A 19,219-nucleotide genomic window follows, 5' to 3' on the forward strand; every position below is an offset into this window, starting at 1 on the left:
ACCAGCCTGCGCCTGCCCTTAAAGATACCCCGTCACGCAGCACGGCGAACGGAGACAAGTGTTGGAAATCGTATCGATCGTGTTGTTTTTCCTGCTCGCCGTGGTGGTGAGCGGCGCGATCTCGCGCATGTTGCCGGTTTCGGTGCCTACGCCTCTGGTGCAGATCGTGCTGGGGGCCGTGATCGGGCTTTCCGCCGCGCATCGCGTCGAGCTTGATCCCGATCTCTTCCTGCTGCTGTTCCTGCCGCCGCTGCTGTTTCTCGATGGCTGGCGCATTCCCAAGGACGCGCTGTTCAAGGACGTGGCGACCGTCACCGAACTGGCCTTCGGGCTGGTGCTGATGACGGTGGTGGGCGTGGGCTTTCTGGCCCATTGGCTGATCCCCGCCATGCCTCTGGCGGTGGGGCTGGCGCTGGCTTCGGTGATCTCGCCCACGGACCCCATTGCGGTTTCGGCCATAGCCGCGCGCGTGCCTTTTCCCCGGCGGCTGATGCATATTCTGGAGGGGGAATCGCTGCTGAACGATGCTTCCGGGCTGGTGTGCCTGCGCTTTGCCGTGGCCGCCGCGCTGACAGGCAGCTTTTCGGCCAGCAGCGCGATCCTCAGCTTTCTGTGGACGGCGGGCATCGGGCTGGCGGCGGGCGCGGCGGTCACGCTGGGCGTCTCCTTCGCGATGAGCCGCTTCACCCGCCGCTGGGGTGAGGACATTGGCGCGCAGATCCTTGTCAGCCTGCTGATCCCCTTCGGTGCCTATCAGCTGGCCGAACACCTCCATGCCTCGGGCATTCTCGCGGCGGTCAGCGCCGGGGTGACGATGACCTTTGCCGAAATCTCGCGGCAGGCTATGGCCGCCACCCGCATGCGGCGCAATTCGGTGTGGGACATGATCCAGTTCACGCTGAACGGCGTGATCTTCGTGCTGCTGGGTGAGCAATTGCCCGCCATTCTGGGCGATGCGCGCCATACGGTGGCGATCACCGGGCACGACAATCCGTGGTGGCTGGGGCTTTACACCATCATCATCGTGGCTGCGCTCGCCGGGCTGCGGCTGTTGTGGGTGGTGGTGTCGCTCAAGCTGACGCTGCTCAAGCGGCGGCGGCAGGGCGTGACGGGTCCCAAGCCGCAGGCCCGGCTGATCCTGGCGATGTCCTTCGCGGGAGTGCGCGGTGCGATCACGCTGGCCGGTGTGATGACCTTGCCGCTGACCCTGCATGATGGCACGCCCTTCCCCGCGCGCGATCTGGCGATCTTCCTCTCTGCCGGGGTGATCCTGCTGTCCATGCTGGTGGCCAGCGTGGCGCTGCCGGTGCCGCTCAAGGGACTGGACCTGCCGCCCGAACCCTCCGAGCAGGCCGAGGAAGACAGCGCCCGCATTGCTCTGGCCGAAGCCGCCATCCGTGCCGTCGAGCGCCAGCAGAAGGACTGGAGCGACACCGGCACACAGGTCGATCTCTATGCCGAGGTCGGCGGGCAAGTGGTGGATGCCTATCGCGAGCGGATCGAGGGCCTGCGCGATGAAAATCCCCAAACCCTGCGCAACCGGGCCCGGCTGGTCAGCACGCTGCATCTGGTGGCGGTGAAGGCGCAGCGTCAGTTGATGCATGATCTGCTGCGCGAACGCCGCATCGGCAGCGAGATCGCCCGCAAGCTGACGCGCGAACTCGATCTGGTGGAAACCCGGCACCGAGGATGAACCGGCGAGGATGACTTAACGGTTCAAAGCCGTCGGCAGATTCCAGCCATAATGCACGGCGGCCATGCGCAGCGCGAAACAGGCACAGCCGCCCGCCACGGCCACGATGCGCGGATCGAGTTTGGTTAAACGCCCACACACCACGATCAGCGCGCCGACCATCGCCGCCACGGCATAGATATCGGCGCGCAGCACGCGCGGCACCTCATTGAGCACCAGATCGCGCATGGCACCACCGCCCACGCCGCTCAGCGTGCCCAGAAAGATCGCCGGGATGGGGTGGACCTGATGCTCCAGCGCCTTTTGCGTGCCCGCAACAGCTGCCAGCGATAGTCCCGCCGCATCGAGCGCCACCACCAGCGGCAAAGCCCCCTTGCCCAGCGAGGCATGGAACAGCCAGGCCACCATGGCCGCCGCGATCACCACAAGGCTGTAATGCCAGTCTGCCACGGCAGCAGGGCGCCCTTGAGCGATCAGCACATCGCGCAAAACGCCACCGCCCAGCCCGGTCAGAAAGGCGACAACCAGCAACCCCACCGGATCGAGCCCCGCTGCCACACCCGCCAAAGCGCCCTCGGCGGCAAAGACGAAGGTGGCGCCGATATCCGCCGTGCGGACGATGCCGCGCACCATGGCCGCTTTCGTGCTCATGGACCGAAGTCCGGCGGCGTGCCCAGCAAGCCAGCGGCATAGGCATCGGGGCTGGTGTCGCCAGGATCGGTCAGGCTGGAATAATCATGCGCGCAGATGGCGGCCATCAAGGCTTTGTCATCGGGGTTTTGGGGGTCACGCCAATCATCGTCGGGGCCTGACAAGACCCGGGCACGCGCACCATGCTCACGCCATATCGTGAGGCTGGGGAGGCGAAAACGAAGCGCGGGGCACTCCACCTCGACATGGCCAAGAACCTTGCGGGCGCCCGGGTGCATGCGCTCGATCGAGACCATGCTGACCTGAATGACGCCCTTAACCGCCGGTTTCACGGAATCCCGATCGATCCCGGCCACACGCGCCTGATCGCCCTGCCCCAGCCTGCCGGTCATCAGCCAATGGCCAGCATAAGCGCTTTGCGCCCAGAACAGGCAGAGTGTCGCCAACACCGCCGCGCCGCATCGGCCATGGAAGAACCTTCCCCTCATGCAGCAAGACTATCGGTGGCGACGCTCTCCGGCAAGGTGGGGACAAAGGCCTGAATGGAGCCAAAGTACACTGCGGGCCCGCTTGCCTCACCGCCGCGATCCTGCCTATAGCTTGGCCATGAGCTTGTCTTTCCGCGCCTTGTCGCCCTTTGTCGCCACGCTGGCCCTGCCTCTGCTGATGGCCCAGCTTCCCGCCAGCGCTGCCGCTCCGGTGCGCAAAGCCGCCGCGGCCAAGCCTGCCGCTGCCGCTGCGCCGGTGAAGGCCAGCTCCGCCATCATCGCGCTGCCGCTCAACCCGGTGCTGCCCGAAGCCCAGCGCCTGTGCGAGGCCAGAACACCCGAGGGTCTGGGCTATTCCGTGCTGCGCCCGACAACCGGCAACAAGCCTGCCGAAGCTGATTATGTGCTGGTGAACTACATCGGCTATCTGGCCGCGACCGGCGCCGTCTTCGACCAGAACATGCACACCCCTTTCCCTGTCAATGGCGTGGTCCCCGGCTTTTCCAAGGGCCTGCAGATGATGACCAAGGGCAGCATCGCCCGCTTCTGCATCCCCGCCGCCATGGGCTATGGCGCCGAGGCTTCTGGCCCGATCCCGGCCAATTCGGACCTCGTTTTCCAGGTCGAGCTGGTCGATTACAAGACCGCCGCAGAGGTCGATGCCATGCGCAAGGCTCAAGAAGCTCCGGCCCCGGCTCAGGAGCCGGCCCAGCCTGCCGCTCCTCAGAAGTAAGCGCTTCTTGCCCCGGGGGTGATGCAGATCACCCCCGTTGGGTATGGTTCCAGCCCCGGATCAGATCGATCAGCGCCCGCAGCCCTGCGGGCACATGCCGACGCCCGGGATAATAGAGGCACAGGCCGGGATAGGGCGGGCACCAGTCCTCCAGCACCGGCACCAGTTGGCCAGCGGCGATATGCTCGCGCACCGACCATTCGCTGAGATAGGCGAGGCCCACGCCCGCCAGCACCGCCTCCAGCATCAGCGTCATCTCATCGAGCGTCAGCGCACCGCCGACATCGACCTCCACCTTTTCGCCGCGCTTTTCGAACTCCCAGCGCCAGATGCCGCCGCTGGCCATGCGGGCGCGGATGCATTGATGCTGCAGCAGATCTTCGGGCACCTGAGGCGTGCCTCTGCCCGCCAGATAGTCGGGCGTGGCCACCACCAGCATGCGGATGTCGCCGCCGATGGGCACGGCGATCATATCCTGAGGCACGGCCTCGGCGATGCGGATGCCTGCGTCGAAACCCTGCCCGACGATATCGACCAGCCGCCCTTCGGTTACCAGCGTGACCTGCATATCGGGATAGCGCTTGAGGTAATCCAGAATGATCGGCGTCAGGATCATCCGCGCCGCGCCTGCCGAGGTGTTGATCTTCAGCGTTCCCGCTGGCGTGTCGCGATGGCTGTTGATGCCCTCGATCGCGCCGCCGATGGCCGCCAGAGCAGGCGCGATGCGGGCAATAAACTGCTCTCCCGCATCGGTGGGCGAAACGCTGCGCGTGGTGCGGTTGAACAGCCGCACGCCGAGGCGGGCCTCCAGCGCCGCCACCGCATGGCTGAGCGCCGAGGTGGACATGCCCAGTTCCGTCGCCGCCGCGCGAAAGCTGCCCAGCCGGGCGACGGCGCTGACGGCCTCATATTCGGTCAAACCGGTCCTAGCGGCCATTATCCCAAATCCTGCATCACTTCATGCCATTCTATCCGGCTTATCCACACAATGCCAGAGATCTAAATCAGGGTCACCGCAACAGGAGACCTATCATGACCCTGATCGACCAAATCTATATCGATGGCGCCTTCGTTACCCCGCATGGCGAGGAACTGTTCGACCTCTACAACCCCGCCACCGCTCAGGTGATCGGGCAGGTGCGCCTTGCCGATGAGGTGGACGCCCGCAGCGCCATCGCGGCGGCCAGGCGCGCTTTCGCCAGCTTCTCGCGCAGCACCAAGGCAGAGCGCATCACCCTGCTCCACCGTCTGGCCGAGGCGCTGGAAGTCCGCCGCACCGATCTGATCGAGGCGGTGATCAAGGAATATGGCGCCCCCATGTCCCGCTCGGCCTGGATGGCGGATTATGCCGTGAGCGCCTTCCGGATGGCGGCCCAAATGTTGGAAAGCTACGACTTCACCCGCCAGATCGGCACGGCCCGCGTCACCATGGAGCCGCTGGGTGTCGTCGGCATCATCACGCCATGGAACGCCAATGCCGGATTTATCGCGGGCAAGTTGGCGATGGTGATCGCCTCGGGCTCAACCTGCGTGATCAAGCCCAGCGAGATGAGCGCAATCCAGACGCAGATCGTCACCGAGGCGCTGCATGAGGCTGGCGTTCCCGCTGGTGTGTTCAACATCGTGACCGGGCGCGGCGATGTGGTCGGCGCAGAGATCGCGGCGCATCGCGATGTGGCCAAGCTCTCCTTCACAGGCTCGACCGCCACGGGCCGCGCGATCCTGCGCGCCGGGGCCGAGAGCTTCAAGCGCGTGACGCTGGAACTGGGCGGCAAATCGCCGATGGTGGTGCTTGAGGATGCCGATTTCGCTCAGGCCATCCCCTTCGCGCTGAATTCCGGGTTCCTGAACAGCGGTCAGGCCTGCATTGCAGGATCGCGCATTCTGGTCCCCGCCAGCCGTCTGGCCGAGTTCGAGGCGGGCATGCGCGAAGCCGTCGCCAGCTTCCCCTCGGGCGATCCGCGCGATCCGGCCACGGTGATCGGCCCGATGGTCAGCGCGCGGCAGTGGGAGCGTGTGCAGTCCTATATCACCAAAGGCCTGGAGGAAGGCGCCCGCCTGCTCTCCGGCGGCGAGGGGCGGCCCGAAGGCACGCGGGATGGCTGGTTCGTCAAACCCACGATCTTCACCGATGTGCGCAACGATATGACCATCGCGCGTGAGGAAATCTTCGGCCCCGTCCTCTCGATCATCCCCTATGAGGGTGAGGAACAGGCCATCGTCCTCGCCAATGACACCGACTATGGCCTGCACGCCTATGTCGCCGGGCGGGATGAAAACCGCGCTCGCGCCGTGGCGGACCAGCTTGTGGCGGGCCGCGTGATCATCAATGCCGCGCCCATGGAGATGAGCGCGCCCTTCGGCGGCTTCAAGCAATCGGGCATCGGGCGCGAGGGCGGCACCTTCGGGCTGGAAGCCTTCCTTGAACCCAAGGCCGTGATGGGCTGAACAACGGGCGCCGCGCGGGTGATCGTGCGGCGCCTTCCCTTCCGTTTGATATCGAAACGCTTTACACGCTTCGCCGCAACACGAGGGAAGCAAGCGCGATCATGGCCGACATCGACACTCCACCTATCCGGGAAGGGATCACATTCGGCCCGTTCTCGCTGTTCCCGGGCGAGCGGCTGCTGACCCTGGACGATGCCCCGGTGGAGATCGGCGGGCGCTCGCTGGACCTGCTGATCGTGCTGACCGAGCAGCCCGGGCGGGTGCTGTCCAAGCGCGATCTGCTCAAGCGCGTGTGGAGCGATGTGGTGGTCGAGGATGGCAGCCTGCGTTTCCATATGGCGGGCCTGCGCAAGCTGCTGGGCGATGGCAAGGATGGCGCGCGCTATATCGCGACGCAGGTGGGCGTGGGTTACGCTTTCGTCGCCAAGGTGGAGCGGCATGGGCCTGCGGTGTCGCCTGTTGCTGCCCCTGCCGCGCCGCTTGAACCGGTCACCGCGCCGTTGAACCTGCCCCAGCGCCTGCCCCTGCTGATCGGGCGTGAGCGCGATATCGATCTGTTGCAGCAGCGGGTCGCCCGGACGCCGCTCTTCACCATCGTCGGGCCGGGTGGCGTGGGCAAAACCTCGCTGGCGGTCGAGATGGGGCATCTGCTGGCCGATAGCTTCCAGCAACAGGTCGCCTTTATCGATTTCAGCATGCTGGAGAACCCCGAACTGGTGCCCGGCATGCTGGCTGGCGGCATGGGGCTGGCCGTGCAGGGCGCCGACCCGCTGGCCGCCATTCTGGGCCATTTGCGCGACCGCCCCTTCCTGCTGCTGCTCGACAATTGCGAGCATCTGATCGAGCAGGTCGCCCTGCTGGTCGAACGTTTGATCGAGGCCGCGCCGCAGCTGCGCATCCTTGCCACCTCGCGCGAGCCCTTGCGTGTGCGCGGCGAGCATATCCACCGCCTCGATGCGCTCACCTGCCCCGAGGATGAACCCACCCTCACCACCGAAGCCATTCTGGCCTCCCCGGCGGTGCAATTGCTGCGCGACCGTGCTTGCGCTGCCGACAGCTCACTGCGGATCGACGATGAGGCCGCCCGCCTGATGGCGATGATCTGCCACCGTCTGGACGGCATGGCACTGGCGCTCGAACTGGCCGCCGGGCGCATTGCCACCCACGGGCTGCACGCCGCCGCGCGCCAGTTGGAGGAGCGCTTCAGCCTTGGCTGGGCCGGGCGACGCACCGCCCTGCCACGCCAGCAGACACTTCAGGCCATGCTCGACTGGAGCTATGACCTTCTCACCGAGGCCGAGCGGATCGTGCTGGAGCGGCTCTGCGTCTTTGTCGGTCCCTTTTCGGTTGATGCCGCGCTGGAGGTGGTGGCCGACGCTGCTTTGGGCAGCGACAGCGTGGTGGCTGCGCTGGATGAACTGGTCGCCAAATCACTGATCGCGCCGGATCGCGCACGGGGAGCAAGTAACCGGGGCGCAGGCAGCTATCGCCTGCTGGAAATGACCCGCGCCTATGCCCGCCAGAAGCTGCAGGCCCGGGGCGATGAGGCCTTCAACGCCACCGCCCGCCGCCACGCTGCCTATTTCCTCGCCGAACTGGAGGCCATCGCGGCTCAGGATGAGGATGTGTTGCAGGACCCGCGCCCGCTGCGCCAGCAATTGGGCAACATCCGCAGCGCTCTGGACTGGAGCTTCGGCCCCGAAGGCAATCGCCGCATCGGCGTGCGCCTGGCCGCCGCCAGCACGGTGATCTTCCTCAATCTGTCGCATTATGCCGAATGTCAGGGCTGGTGCGCCCGCGCTCTGGACGAGATCGAGGAGACCCAGCGCGGCACCGCGCTCGAAATGGAGCTGCAAGGCGCTTTGGGTCTGGCTCTGATGTTCAGCCGGGGCAGCACGCGCGCCGCAGGGCAAGCCCTGTCGCGCGCGCTTGAGGTGGCCACCGCGCTGGATGATCCATGGGGCCAACTGCGCATGCTGGGCCGCCTGCATATCTACCACGAGCGGATCGGCGATTGCGCCATCACCATGGAGCATGCCCGCCGCGCCGTCGCCATCGCCGACACCATGGAGGAGGCCGAGGCGATCGGCGTGGCCCGTTCGCTTTCGGGCATCTCGCATTATCTGGCGGGCGATCAGCGGCAGGCGCGCAAGGATTTGCAGCTTTCGCTGGCGGTCTGCCCGGTGCTGAGCCGCAACCGCATGCTCTACTATGGCTTCGATCACCGCAACCGCTCGACCATCGGTCTGGCGCGCAGCCTGTGGCTGTCTGGCCATGCGGAACGCGCCATCGCCATGAGCCAGCAGGCCGTCGATCTGGCGATAAGGCTCGATCAGCCGGTGACCTTGTGCATTGCGCTGATCTGGCAATTCGCGCTGCATCTCTGGCGGGATGATCTGGATGCGGCGGAAGAGGCTTTGGCCAGTTTTGCCGAATGCGCTCAAACCAATGCGCTGGGGCCTTATATCATCGCTGCCGAAGGATTCCACGCCGATCTGGCCATTCGCCATGGCAAGGGGGGCCCCGCCATCGAGGCGGTGGAGCAAAGCCTCGCCCAGCTTCGCGCGACGCGCTATGAATTGCTGACCACCAATTTCTCGATGGTTCAGGCTCGCGGCCTGTTGCTGGACAAGCGCTGGCGGGAAGCCGCAACGCTGATCGATGACACCATGGCCCGCTGCACCAGCATCGGCGAGGGTTTCGCCATGCCCGAATTGCTCGGCCTGAAAGCCCGGATTGCCGAGGCATCAGGCCAGGAGCCGATCCCCATTCTGGAACAGGCTCTGGCCCTCAGTCAGGAACAGGGCGCCGAGGCCTGGGTGCTGCGAACAGGTATCGCGCTGGCCTCGCGACACGCCAGCCAAGGCCGTCCCAAAGAAGCAGCCCGCCAGTTGGAAGCCGTGTTGGCCTCTCTCACTGGCGAGCCGGATAAGGTGGAACTCGGCCGGGCGCATGATCTGGTGGCGTCCTTCAACGCCACCAACACGCCCGGCTAAACGTTCAGCTCTTGGTCGGCAGGGCGTAGGCGATCACCGTGTCGCCGCGATCCTTGGAGTCACGCGCGCCGCCAGCTGAGATCACCACATATTGCTTGCCGTTCTGCGGCGCGATGTAGCTGATCGGGGTGCCCTGACTGCCCACCGGCAGGCGGGCCTTCCACACCACCTTACCGCTGCGCTGATCAAAGGCGCGCAGATAATAGTCCTGCGTGGCGGCGAAGAACACCAGACCGCCCTGCGTCGCCAGCGAGCCGCCGATGGTCGGCATGCCCACAGGCATCGGCGCGCTCATGCGGATACCGAAGAGGCGCGTGTCCTCCACCGTGCCCAGCGGCACCTGCCAGACGATCTTCTGCGTCTTCATGTCGACCGCCGTCAGCGAGCCATAGGGCGGCTCCTGACAGGGAATGCCCAGCGGCGAGAAGAAGCGGTTCTTCAGCACCGAATAGGGCGTGCCCATCAGCGGCACGGCGCCCATACCGGCATTGACGCTTTCATTGCCGTTGGATTCCTTGGCCTTCTTGGCCTGAGGCATCATATGCACCCAAAGCCCCAGACGCATATCGTTGACGAACAGCAGCGAGCGCGTGGGATCATAGGACAGACCGCCCCAGTTCATGCCACCCAGCGAACCGGGGAAGCTGAGCGAGTAATCCGTGCCCGGCGAGGTGAACAGCCCATCGTAACGCATGCCCTTGAAGGTGATGCGGCAGGCGAGCTGGTCGAAGGGAGTCATGCCCCACATATTGCTCTCACGCAGCACAGGCGCGCCGATCTGCGGCATGCCGGTGGAGAGCGGCTGGGTGGTGGGATAATGCTCGCCGGGGATCGGGCCGGGCTTGACCGGAATGTTGGTCACCTGCGTCAGCGGCTTGCCGGTCAGGCGGTCCAGCACGAAAAGCTGGCCCATCTTGGTGCCGATCACCAGAGCAGGCACCTTGCTGCCATCCGGCTTGGTGAAATCGAACAGCGTGGGCTGCATCGGCACGTCATAATCCCACAGATCGTGGTGGACGGTCTGATAATGCCAGCGCTCGCGGCCCGTGGTGGCATCGACGGCAAGGATCGAGGCGCCATAGGTCTCGTCTTCCTTCGTGCGCGGCACACCCCACAGGTCGATGGCGGCGCTGCCCACCGGCATGATCACGCTGTTGGTGAGCGCGTCATAGGTCATCGGCGCCCAGACATTGGGGGTCGAGCGGACATAGGTCTTGCCCTTGGCAGGCGCGGCATGATCCATGGGATTGCCCGGATCGAAGGCCCATTTCATCTTGCCGGTGATGACGTCAAAACCGCGCATCACGCCGCCGGGCATATCGAGCGCAACGTTATCCGCCACACGGCCACCGACCACAACGGTGGTGCCAGCCAGTGTGGGCGGCGAGGTCAGCTGATAAAGTGGGCTTTTGGCATCACCCAAGCCCTCTTTCAGGTCGATCTTGCCGTGATCACCGAAATCGGCGCAGAGCTGGCCGGTGTCGGCATCCAGCGCCACCAGCACCGCATCGATGGTGTTCATAAAGATGCGGCGGCGGCAGGGCGCATTGGCAGGCAGCGCCACAGGCGTCACCGGCGTGCTGAGGGGCGCGGAAGGCTGGACCAGCGGCTTGGCGCTGTCGAAATAGGCAAGGCCACGGCAGCGGACCCACGTCTTGGTGTCCGTGGGAAAAGCATGGCGCCAGTTTTCCTTGCCCGTCGCCGCGTCCACCGAGATCACCGTGTTATGCGGCGTGCAGAGATAGAGCGCATTGCCGATCTGGAGCGGGGTCTGCTGATCCTCGGCACCGCCGCCGCCGGGGCTGATGGGGGTGTCGCCGGTGTGGAAGGTCCAGGCGACGGTCAGGTTCTTCACATTGCCCGCGTCGATCTGGGTCTGGGCGCCGAAGCGCTGAGCCTGCGCATTGCCGCCGTAATTGGTCCAGTCCTTATCGCCTGCGGGGGCAGTCTGCCCATCGCCCAGCGCGGCCTGACCGTCGATGCCATGGGGCACGAACATGCCATAGGCGATCCCGCCATTCACCAACAGCAACAGCCCGGCCATGCCGAAGGCCACGCGGCTGCAAGGCAGCTTGCCCCGCGCCCGGCGCAGGGCCGGCACGAACAGCGCCAGCACCATGCCCGCCATGGTGAAGGTGAAAAGGCGCACTTCCAGCGCCCAGAAATCCAGGCCCGATTCCCACAAGGCCCAAAGGATGGTTGCGAAGGTGGTGACGGCAAAGATCACCACGCCGGCAAAGCGGATACGCGCGATCTGGATGCCCGAGGCGATCATGGCGAGGCCCGCCAGCAGATAATACCAGCTGCCGCCCCTTGCGATCAGCATGGCCCCTCCCCCTGCCAGATAAAGCCCGGCCAGAGCGAACAAGCTGCCCAGCAGGATCAGGGCTATGCGTAAAAGGGGATGGATTGTGGCACTGAGGCTCGGGGGGCGCTCGGTCATGATGGTGCTGTCCTCATTAGAGTAACAACGCAAGCGACGGGCCCAAGCATGCCATGTCTTTGGGGGCAGGAAAAGGCCCATGCGCGACCGCAGGCCTGTGAAAGCCCGGGCGTTGTATCATGCGCGCCCGATAGCGCCTCATCAATGAACTATCTAGTGCGTGAATTAAATTTAAGCTGATTTGGGCTTTGCACCTTCGTCCAACCCGCAAGCAAAAACGCGCCCGAAGGGCCCATCGGCTCCTCGGGCGCGCTCAAGGCATCATTCCGGCGCATGAAGCGCGATTTCGGCGGATTTCCCGCCAAAATCTCCTCCAGAATATTCTGGCGCCGCTCCGGGGGCTGAAGCGGCGCGGATCGCCTTACTTGGGGACGTTGGCCGCAGCGACCTGGATGCGCTGCTGCAGTGCCTTGTCCGTCTGCATCGACTGCGTGATGGCGTTGAACTTCTGAATGTCGACACCCGACGACTGAACGGCAGCGGCCATCTTGGCCTGCTTGTCGGCATCGGGCACGGTGGTGTCGGTCTGCACCTTGTTCACCGCAACCAGCGCGGTGGCATACTTCTGGACATCATCGTCGCTGAATGCAGCGCCTGCGGCCGGTGCAGCGGCAGCGGGCGGCGTCGTGGCCGAGGGGGCCGTGGCGGGGTCTGTCGCGGAGGCGCTCTGCGCGAGGGCGGCAGGCACAAAGGCCATGACCGCGACGGGGCTCAGGATTGCCTTGAACAGTTTCACAATAATCTCCTCTCTTGGGGGGAATGAGCAACGTGGAGTTGCAAATGAGGAGGGGGAACCCATGTTCCGACGAGTTGTGACGTTTATGAGGCCAGATCGATTGCATATGCGGTGAACTGCATCCGTTTGCATCCCGATCGCGGACTCCCCGCCGCAGAGAATCACCATAGCGCTGTTTTTGCGTGGTCTTTGCTCATGGTGGCAAAAGGTGCCGAAACTTGCTGACAAGACCCATGGCGGACGATAGGCAGACATCAAGCCCTCACGCCATGGTGGCGCCATAAAGGGCAGGAGTAAGGCGAGCGGTGACCGAGAACACGCAAAATCTTTCCAAGCGACAGCTCAACGCCCTGGAAACGCGTGAGAACATCCTTGAAGTCGCCTATGCCGAATTTGCCGAAAAGGGATTGGCCGGCGCGCGCATCGATGAGATCGCGGAGAAGACCGCCACCTCAAAGCGGATGATCTATTACCATTTCGGCGGCAAGGAAGGGCTCTATGAAGCCGTTCTGGAGCGCGCCTATGATCGCATCCGCACGCAGGAGCAGGCCGCCCACTTCGAGCAACTGCCGCCCGATCAGGCTCTGCGCGCCATCATCGGTCACAATTTCGACTATCACTTCGAGCACCCGGAATTTGTCCGACTGGTGATGAACGAAAATGTCCATAAGGGTGAGCATATCGCCAATATGGTCTCAATCAAGGCGCGCAATCGCACGGTGATCGAATCGCTGTCGGCCATTCTGGACAAGGGTGAAAAGGAAGGCCTGTTCCGTTCGGGGCTCGATCCTGTCGATCTGCATATGACTATCAGCGCGCTGAGCTTTTACAACGTTTCGAACCGCTTCACCTTCAAGCACAATTTCGACATCGATCTGACCCTGCCCGCCGTCCGCGCCAAACGCCGCGAGCAGATCATCGAATGCGTGCTGGCCTGGGTGGCCAAGCGGTAAGGCTGAAGCCCGCACGGCCAAGTAGAATGAGACCCGGTCTGCGGTATAAGGGCCCTATGTCCAGAAGGCCGCCCATCCTGATCGCCATCGGCCTGTTCTGCGCCAGCGCGATCCATGCCCAGAATGCGGCGCCCACCCCCGCCCCGGCGACTTTAACGCCGGGCGCCGGGATGGAGGCTGTGCAGACCACATGCACCGTCTGCCACCCTGCCGCCATGATCACCGGCAAGCATCTTACCCGTCAACAATGGAGCGATCTGGTCGACCAGATGATCAACAAGGGCGCTCAGGTCAGTGACGAGAATTACGATGTGATCCTGAGCTATCTCTCCCGCAACTATGGCGCGGGCAAATAGCAGGGCAGCTTTGCTGCGGGCTTTTTCCGGGGGTGTCTTCACGCCCCTCCTTCAAGCGCGTCATGCTGGGATCGAGGCCTGAAAGCTGGTAGATTCACCGCCTTAAGCATATCAGATTATCGTTTATTTTCATATCAATATAAAACGAATCGCGGCCGCATATCACATTTGCCATTGTTTTATGCACCAGTTCGTTCATAACGCCTTCCACGATGAAGGCCGCCGGTTATGGCGGCCTCAGAGAATATGGAGAGAGGCCGCATGATCGGCGCAAGCGTGATCCACTCAGGATCGAACCGAGTTTTGTCCGGCGCATCGGAGCATTCTGACCGCTCCCTCCTCCCCTGCGGAGGACACGCAGCATGAAGCCCAGCCGCAAGCGCCTGATCATCCTGACCCTGATTTCTCTGGCCACGCTGATCAACTATCTCGACCGCTCGGTGATGGGCGTTGCCAAGCCCGCGCTGGTGGCCGAACTGCATATTTCACCCGAGGTGATGGGGCTGATCTTCTCCGCCTTCTCGTGGACCTATGCCATCGCCCAGATCCCCGGCGGCTATGTGATCGACAAGCTCGGCACGCGCCTGACCTACACGCTCTCGCTGGGCCTGTGGTCGGCGATGACCGCGCTGCATGGATTCATGACCGGCGTGGCCGGGCTAGTTTCGGCCCGCCTCGCGCTGGGTCTGGCCGAAGCGCCCTGTTTCCCTGCCAACAGCCGCGTGCTCTCCACCTGGTTCCCCCAGCAGGAGCGCGCCAAGGCCACGGGCGTCTACACCGTGGGCGAATATGTCGGGCTGGGCCTGCTGATCCCGGTGCTGGGCTGGATGCTGGCCCATTACGGCTGGCGGTCGCTGTTCTTTGCGGTGGGCACGCTGGGTATCGTCTTCTCGGTGATCTTCTACCGCCTCTATCGCGAGCCTGCCGAAAGCGGCGCCAATCAGGCCGAGCTGGCACTGATCGAGGCTGGCGGCGGCTTTTCCGGCAAGACGCAGAACCTCGATTTCAGCTGGGCCCGCGTGGGGCAGCTGATCTCCAAGCGGCAGATCGCGGGCGCCTCGATCGGGCAATTCTGCTCCAATTCGACCTTGGTATTCTTCCTCACCTGGTTCCCCTCCTATCTGGCGGACGAGCGGGGGATGACCTTCATCAAGTCCGGCTGGCTGGTGTCCCTGCCCTATATCGGCGCCTCGCTGGGCGTGCTGCTGGGCGGCTGGTGGTCGGACTGGCTGATCCGCTTTACCGGATCGCCCACCATCGGGCGCAAGCTGCCGATCATCACCGGCCTGCTGCTCTGCTCCAGCATGGTTGCGGCCAATTTCCTGCACAGCAACAATGCGGTGATCGCGGTGATGTCTGTGGCCTTCTTCGGTCAGGGGCTGGCCGGGCTGGGCTGGACGCTGCTCTCTGACGTCGCACCGCGCCAGATGATGGGGCTGACCGGCGGTCTGTTCAACTTCTTCACCAATCTGGCGGGCATCGTCACCCCGCTGGTGGTGGGCTTCGTGGTGGGCGCAACGGGCAGCTTTTACTTTGCTCTGGCCTATATTGGCGCCTTGGGCGTGATCGGCACGCTGGCCTATCTCTTCATTCTGGGCCCGGTGGAACGCGTCACCATCGACTGATCCTCTCGCAGGTCGCGAAGCTTCTCCGCCATGGGCGGGCAGAGAAGCTTGCGCCACATAACGAACCATCCCGTCAAATCTGCATCGATTAATATCATAAAGCAGATTGACGCGCATTACGATGTATGTAACTGGTTAGTTCATAAATGGCAGCAAGCCATGATGATAAGAATCTTGGGATTCAAAACGGGGGAAACCATGAAAGGTAAGACGAGATTCGTCGTCCAGATGTCGATTCTGGCGGCAGGGGTTGCCTTGGCAGGCACGGCGCAGGGGCAAAGCGCCGAACCAGTCGCAAAAGCACCCGAAACCACCGGCGCAGCAGACATCATCGTCACCGGTTCCAGCCTGAAGGGCGTGGCCCCGGTGGGCTCCAACCTCACCACCGTGGGCCGGGCCGAGCTGGAAAGCTCGGGTGCGCAGACGGTGCAGCAGGTGCTGAAATCGGTGCCCGCCGTGGTCGGCCTGCAGGCTCCGGGGCAAGGCGCTTTCGGTTCGGCGGACGGTTCGGGCACCAATGCGCCGACCATCCACGGGTTGGGCGCCTCGGCTTCCAACTCCACGCTGATCCTGATGAACGGCCACCGCATTCCCACCAGCGGCATCAACCATGTGCTGGCCGACCCCAACATCATCGCCCCCATCGCGCTGGAACGCGTCGAGGTTTTGGCTGACGGCGCCTCCTCGGTCTATGGTTCGGACGCAGTTGCGGGCGTGATCAACTTCATCACCCGCAAGAAGTTCAACGGGTTGGAAGTCAACGTCCAGAAGGGCTTCGCCAGCAATTACAAGACCTTCAACGCGGGCGTGCTGGGCGGCAAGACCTGGGACACGGGCTCTTTCCTGCTGGCTTACAACTATTCCAACCGCTCCAATCTGGCGGCATCCTCGCGCAGCTTCTCGCGCAGCGGCAACCTCACGGGTCTGGGCGGCAGCAATTTCGTCACCAGCCGCTGCGCCCCGCCCAGCCTGACCAGCGGTGGCAGCACCTATTACAGCTACGGCAGCTACACGGCAAGCAACTGCGACCCGACCAGCACCTGGGACATTCTGCCGTCTGAAAAGCGCCATAACGTCTATGCGCAGGTGATGCAGGACGTGGGCGACAAGCTGCACCTCTCGGCGGATTTCATCTACGCCAACCGCAAGAATGTGCAGAATGTCACGCGCGGCAGCGCCTCGGCCACCATCTATGGCAATGGCGCGACGTTGCCTGCGGGCCGCTCGATCAATCCCTATTTTCAGGCCTTCAATCTGGGCGGCACCACGCCGACCTCCTACACGGCCAACTGGGATGCCGATCAGATGTTCGGCCCCGGCGCGACCATCACCGGCAGCGCCGAAGACATCTACATGCATCTGGACGCCACCTATGATCTGACCTCCGCGTGGTCGGTGAATGTCGGCGGCATCTATGGGCGTGACAATTCGCAGCAGGTCAATCAGGGCCAGCTCAACACCTCCGCCTTCAATCTGGCGGCCAATGGCTACACCTCGGCCTCGATCAACGGCGTGACGCAGTCGGTCAGCCAGACCCTGACCACCGCCAATGCCATCGACTTCTGGGGCAATGGCACGTCAACGGCCACCCGCGCCGCGCTGATCGACAACAACCAGCTGCAATCCGCCCGCCAGACCATGCGCAACGCCTATCTGAAGGTCAGCGGCGAGTTGTTTGACATTCCCCATGCCGGGGCGGTCAAGCTGGCGGTTGGCGGCGAGCTGACCGGCTATGGCCTGCATCAGGACATTGTGCGCCCCAACAATCTGGGCGTCGCCAGCCAGAACTCGCAATATCTGTCGATCGACTACAAGCGCAATGTCGCCTCGGCCTATGCCGAGCTTTATGTGCCGATCATCAAGGATGGCTTCGTCAAATCGCTCGACCTCAACATCTCGGGCCGCTTCGACCATTACAATGACTTCGGCAACACCACGAACCCCAAGATCGCCGCCAATTTCGAGCCGGTGCGCGGCATCAAGTTCCGCGCCAACTGGGCACGCAGCTTCGTGGCCCCTGCCCTCACCTCGATCGGTTCGAACGCCAATGGCCTGACGGGTGAATCCGGCTTTGCCGGTGTACTGGGCTCGGCGCTGCCGGGCGGCGCTCCGGTGGTCAGCCTCGCCAGCTTCCCCACGGCGGCCAATCTGCCGGGCGCGGTCTGCTCGGCCACGGCCTGCAATCTGGGCGGGGTCTATGGCGTGCAGGTCAGCGGCGGCAACGGCAAGCTGAAGGCCCAGAAGGGCGAGGCATGGAGCATTGGCGTCGATCTGACCCCGGTGCAGGTGCCCGGCCTGCGCCTCTCGGTCACCTATTGGAGCAACAAGCTGAAGGGCGGCATCACCGCGCCTCAGCCTGCCCTCGCGCTGGGTTCGGCGGATCTGGCCTATCTGATGCAGATCTACCCCTCGGGCGCCACGGCAGCGCAGGTCGCCACGGCGGGCGCGGGCCTGCCCCAGACCGGTGCGATCAGCCAGACGGCCTATTACATCTACAACTATCAGCAGGCCAATGTTCTGAACCTTGACGTTGCCGGTCTGGATGTGGCGGGCAGCTACCGCTTCGATACCTCCTTCGGCAAGTTCAACCTGGGCGCATCCTTCACCCGCAAGGTGAAGTTCGACCAGTATTTCGGCGACAATGGCACCAAGTTCAGCGTGCTGGGCACATCGGGCTTCAACACCACCTTCCCGTCCGTCAAGTTCGAGGGTCGCTTCAATCTCGGCTACGACAAGGGTCCGTTCAGCGCCGATGTGTTCTACAACTATCTGGGCGGCTACACCTATTGGGGCAGTTCGGCGGTGAACCCCGTCACCCGCACCAATGGCGTGCCGACCGGCGGCGGCGACAAGATCGGCAGCTTCGGTACGGTGGACCTGCATGTCAGCTACAAGCTCGACAAGCTGCCCGCCCTGCATGATGCGACCTTCTATGTCGATGTCACCAATCTGGCGGACAAGATGCCGCCCTTCGTCAACACCTACACCACCAATGGCGCGGTGGGTTACGATGCTCTGAACGGCAACCCCATCGGGCGCGTCGTCAATCTGGGCATTCGCGCCAAGTTTTAAGTCCACCCTCGGCCGCTCCGGGGCTTGTTGTTTCCGGAGCGGTTTTTTCGAAAGTGTGCCTCCGATATGGTTCTGTCTTCCCCTGCTCCGCAACGCGATCCCCATGAGACGAAACGCATCATGGTCGGTCTGGTCGGGCGCGGTATTCTGGAAAGCCGCACCCCCTGGATGCATGAGCAGGAGGGCGATGCGCAGGGGCTGCGCCTGCTCTACACTCTGTTCGATTTCACCCATAACGGTTGGGATGACAAGGATCTGCCCCAGCTTCTCGATGCCGTGCAGACATCGGGCTTTGCCGGGCTCAACATCACCTTCCCCTTCAAACAGGCGGTGATGCCGCTGCTCGATGAGCTGTCGGAAGGTGCGCGCGCGATTGGCGCCGTCAACACGGTCGTGTTCCGCGATGGCAAGCGCATCGGTCACAATACCGATGTTTCAGGCTTTGCTCAGGGCTTTCTCGATGGCCTGCCCGGCGTGGCTCTGGGTCATGTGCTGCAGCTGGGCTGCGGCGGCGCCGGATCGGCCACCGCCCATGCCCTGCTCTCCACCATCGGCGTCCAGCATCTGAGCCTGTTCGACACCGATGCCGTGCGCGTCGAGGCCCTGCGCTATCAATTGGCCGCCACCTATGGAGCGGAGCGCGTCTCCATCGTGAAGGATGCCGTGCAGACGGCGGGCAAGGTTGATGGCATTCTCAACGCCACACCCATCGGCATGGCCAAGTTCCCGGGCACGCCCATCGATGTGGCTGCCTTGCAGCCGCACCATTGGGTGGCCGAGATCATCTATTTCCCGCTGGAAACGCCGCTGCTGGCGGCTGCCCGCGCTCTGGGCTGCCGCACATTGACGGGCCAGGGCATGGCCGTGGGTCAGGCAGCGGATGCCTTTGGCCTGTTCACCGGTCAGGCGCCGGATCGTGCGGGTATGGCTGAAAGCTTCGCCGCCTTTACGGCTGGCTGAACCGCCGGATGATCCGGTGGCCTGAAAAGCCCGACATGGTGATCTTCCCCACCATGTCGGGCTTT

The 19,219-nt window shown here is 63.9% G+C and carries 14 protein-coding genes; 9 read left to right on the forward strand and 5 right to left on the reverse strand.

Going from position 1 to position 19,219, the window contains the following annotated elements:
- Positions 1-61: 61 nt before the first annotated feature.
- Positions 62-1,693, forward strand: coding sequence for a Na+/H+ antiporter (locus HGK27_RS09390; RefSeq protein WP_206240290.1), 1,632 nt, complete (start codon positions 62-64; stop codon positions 1,691-1,693).
- Positions 1,694-1,708: 15 nt separating this feature from the next.
- On the opposite strand, the gene HGK27_RS09395 is transcribed toward HGK27_RS09390, so the two are convergent.
- Together HGK27_RS09395 and HGK27_RS09400 are read right to left on the reverse strand one after the other, a co-directional pair.
- Positions 1,709-2,344: a trimeric intracellular cation channel family protein gene (locus HGK27_RS09395; RefSeq protein ID WP_206240291.1), complete on the reverse strand. Its 636-nt coding sequence runs from the start codon at positions 2,342-2,344 to the stop codon at positions 1,709-1,711.
- Positions 2,341-2,832 carry a hypothetical protein gene (locus HGK27_RS09400; protein ID WP_206240292.1) on the reverse strand — a complete coding sequence of 164 codons (492 nt, stop codon included), beginning with the start codon at positions 2,830-2,832 and terminating at the stop codon, positions 2,341-2,343. The genes HGK27_RS09395 and HGK27_RS09400 overlap by 4 nt, the downstream gene beginning before the upstream one ends.
- Positions 2,833-2,950: 118 nt before the next feature.
- Here HGK27_RS09400 and HGK27_RS09405 point away from each other — a divergent pair, with 118 nt between their 5' ends.
- Positions 2,951-3,565, forward strand: a complete 615-nt coding sequence (locus HGK27_RS09405) for an FKBP-type peptidyl-prolyl cis-trans isomerase (protein ID WP_206240293.1) — start codon at positions 2,951-2,953, stop codon at positions 3,563-3,565.
- 28 nt (positions 3,566-3,593) lie between these two features.
- Here HGK27_RS09405 and HGK27_RS09410 read toward each other — a convergent pair whose 3' ends face one another.
- Positions 3,594-4,502 carry a LysR family transcriptional regulator gene (locus HGK27_RS09410; protein ID WP_206240294.1) on the reverse strand — a complete coding sequence of 303 codons (909 nt, stop codon included), beginning with the start codon at positions 4,500-4,502 and terminating at the stop codon, positions 3,594-3,596.
- 95 nt (positions 4,503-4,597) lie between these two features.
- On the opposite strand from HGK27_RS09410, the gene HGK27_RS09415 reads away from it, so the two are divergent.
- Together HGK27_RS09415 and HGK27_RS09420 are read left to right on the forward strand one after the other, a co-directional pair.
- Positions 4,598-6,013, forward strand: coding sequence for an aldehyde dehydrogenase family protein (locus tag HGK27_RS09415; RefSeq protein ID WP_206240295.1), 1,416 nt, complete (start codon positions 4,598-4,600; stop codon positions 6,011-6,013).
- Between the two features lie 101 nt (positions 6,014-6,114).
- Complete coding sequence (locus HGK27_RS09420; protein WP_206240296.1) at positions 6,115-9,009, forward strand: ATP-binding protein; 2,895 nt, start codon at positions 6,115-6,117, stop codon at positions 9,007-9,009.
- 4 nt (positions 9,010-9,013) lie between these two features.
- Here the strand turns inward: HGK27_RS09420 and HGK27_RS09425 are convergent, their stop codons facing one another.
- Both HGK27_RS09425 and HGK27_RS09430 read right to left on the reverse strand, forming a co-directional pair.
- Positions 9,014-11,452 (reverse strand): membrane-bound PQQ-dependent dehydrogenase, glucose/quinate/shikimate family, encoded by a 2,439-nt coding sequence (locus HGK27_RS09425; RefSeq protein ID WP_206240297.1) that lies wholly within the window; start codon positions 11,450-11,452, stop codon positions 9,014-9,016.
- Between the two features lie 361 nt (positions 11,453-11,813).
- Positions 11,814-12,188 carry a DUF4168 domain-containing protein gene (locus HGK27_RS09430; RefSeq protein ID WP_241126987.1) on the reverse strand — a complete coding sequence of 125 codons (375 nt, stop codon included), beginning with the start codon at positions 12,186-12,188 and terminating at the stop codon, positions 11,814-11,816.
- A gap of 305 nt (positions 12,189-12,493) precedes the next feature.
- Here HGK27_RS09430 and HGK27_RS09435 point away from each other — a divergent pair, with 305 nt between their 5' ends.
- The 5 genes from HGK27_RS09435 to HGK27_RS09455 all read left to right on the forward strand — a co-directional run bounded on the left by HGK27_RS09435 (position 12,494) and on the right by HGK27_RS09455 (position 19,154).
- Positions 12,494-13,141, forward strand: a complete 648-nt coding sequence (locus HGK27_RS09435) for a TetR/AcrR family transcriptional regulator (protein ID WP_241126989.1) — start codon at positions 12,494-12,496, stop codon at positions 13,139-13,141.
- 56 nt (positions 13,142-13,197) lie between these two features.
- On the forward strand, positions 13,198-13,497 hold the full coding sequence (locus HGK27_RS09440; RefSeq protein WP_206240298.1) for a hypothetical protein: 300 nt from the start codon (positions 13,198-13,200) through the stop codon (positions 13,495-13,497).
- 362 nt (positions 13,498-13,859) lie between these two features.
- Entirely contained in the window at positions 13,860-15,122 is a 1,263-nt protein-coding gene (locus HGK27_RS09445; protein WP_206240299.1) for an MFS transporter, read from the forward strand.
- Between the two features lie 198 nt (positions 15,123-15,320).
- On the forward strand, positions 15,321-18,194 hold the full coding sequence (locus HGK27_RS09450) for a TonB-dependent receptor domain-containing protein (protein ID WP_206240300.1): 2,874 nt from the start codon (positions 15,321-15,323) through the stop codon (positions 18,192-18,194).
- Positions 18,195-18,260: 66 nt separating this feature from the next.
- Complete coding sequence (locus HGK27_RS09455) at positions 18,261-19,154, forward strand: shikimate dehydrogenase (RefSeq protein WP_241126991.1); 894 nt, start codon at positions 18,261-18,263, stop codon at positions 19,152-19,154.
- The last annotated feature ends 65 nt before the right edge of the window (positions 19,155-19,219 follow it).

The sequence above is a fragment of the Novosphingobium terrae genome, from assembly GCF_017163935.1.
GTDB lineage: Bacteria > Pseudomonadota > Alphaproteobacteria > Sphingomonadales > Sphingomonadaceae > Novosphingobium > Novosphingobium terrae.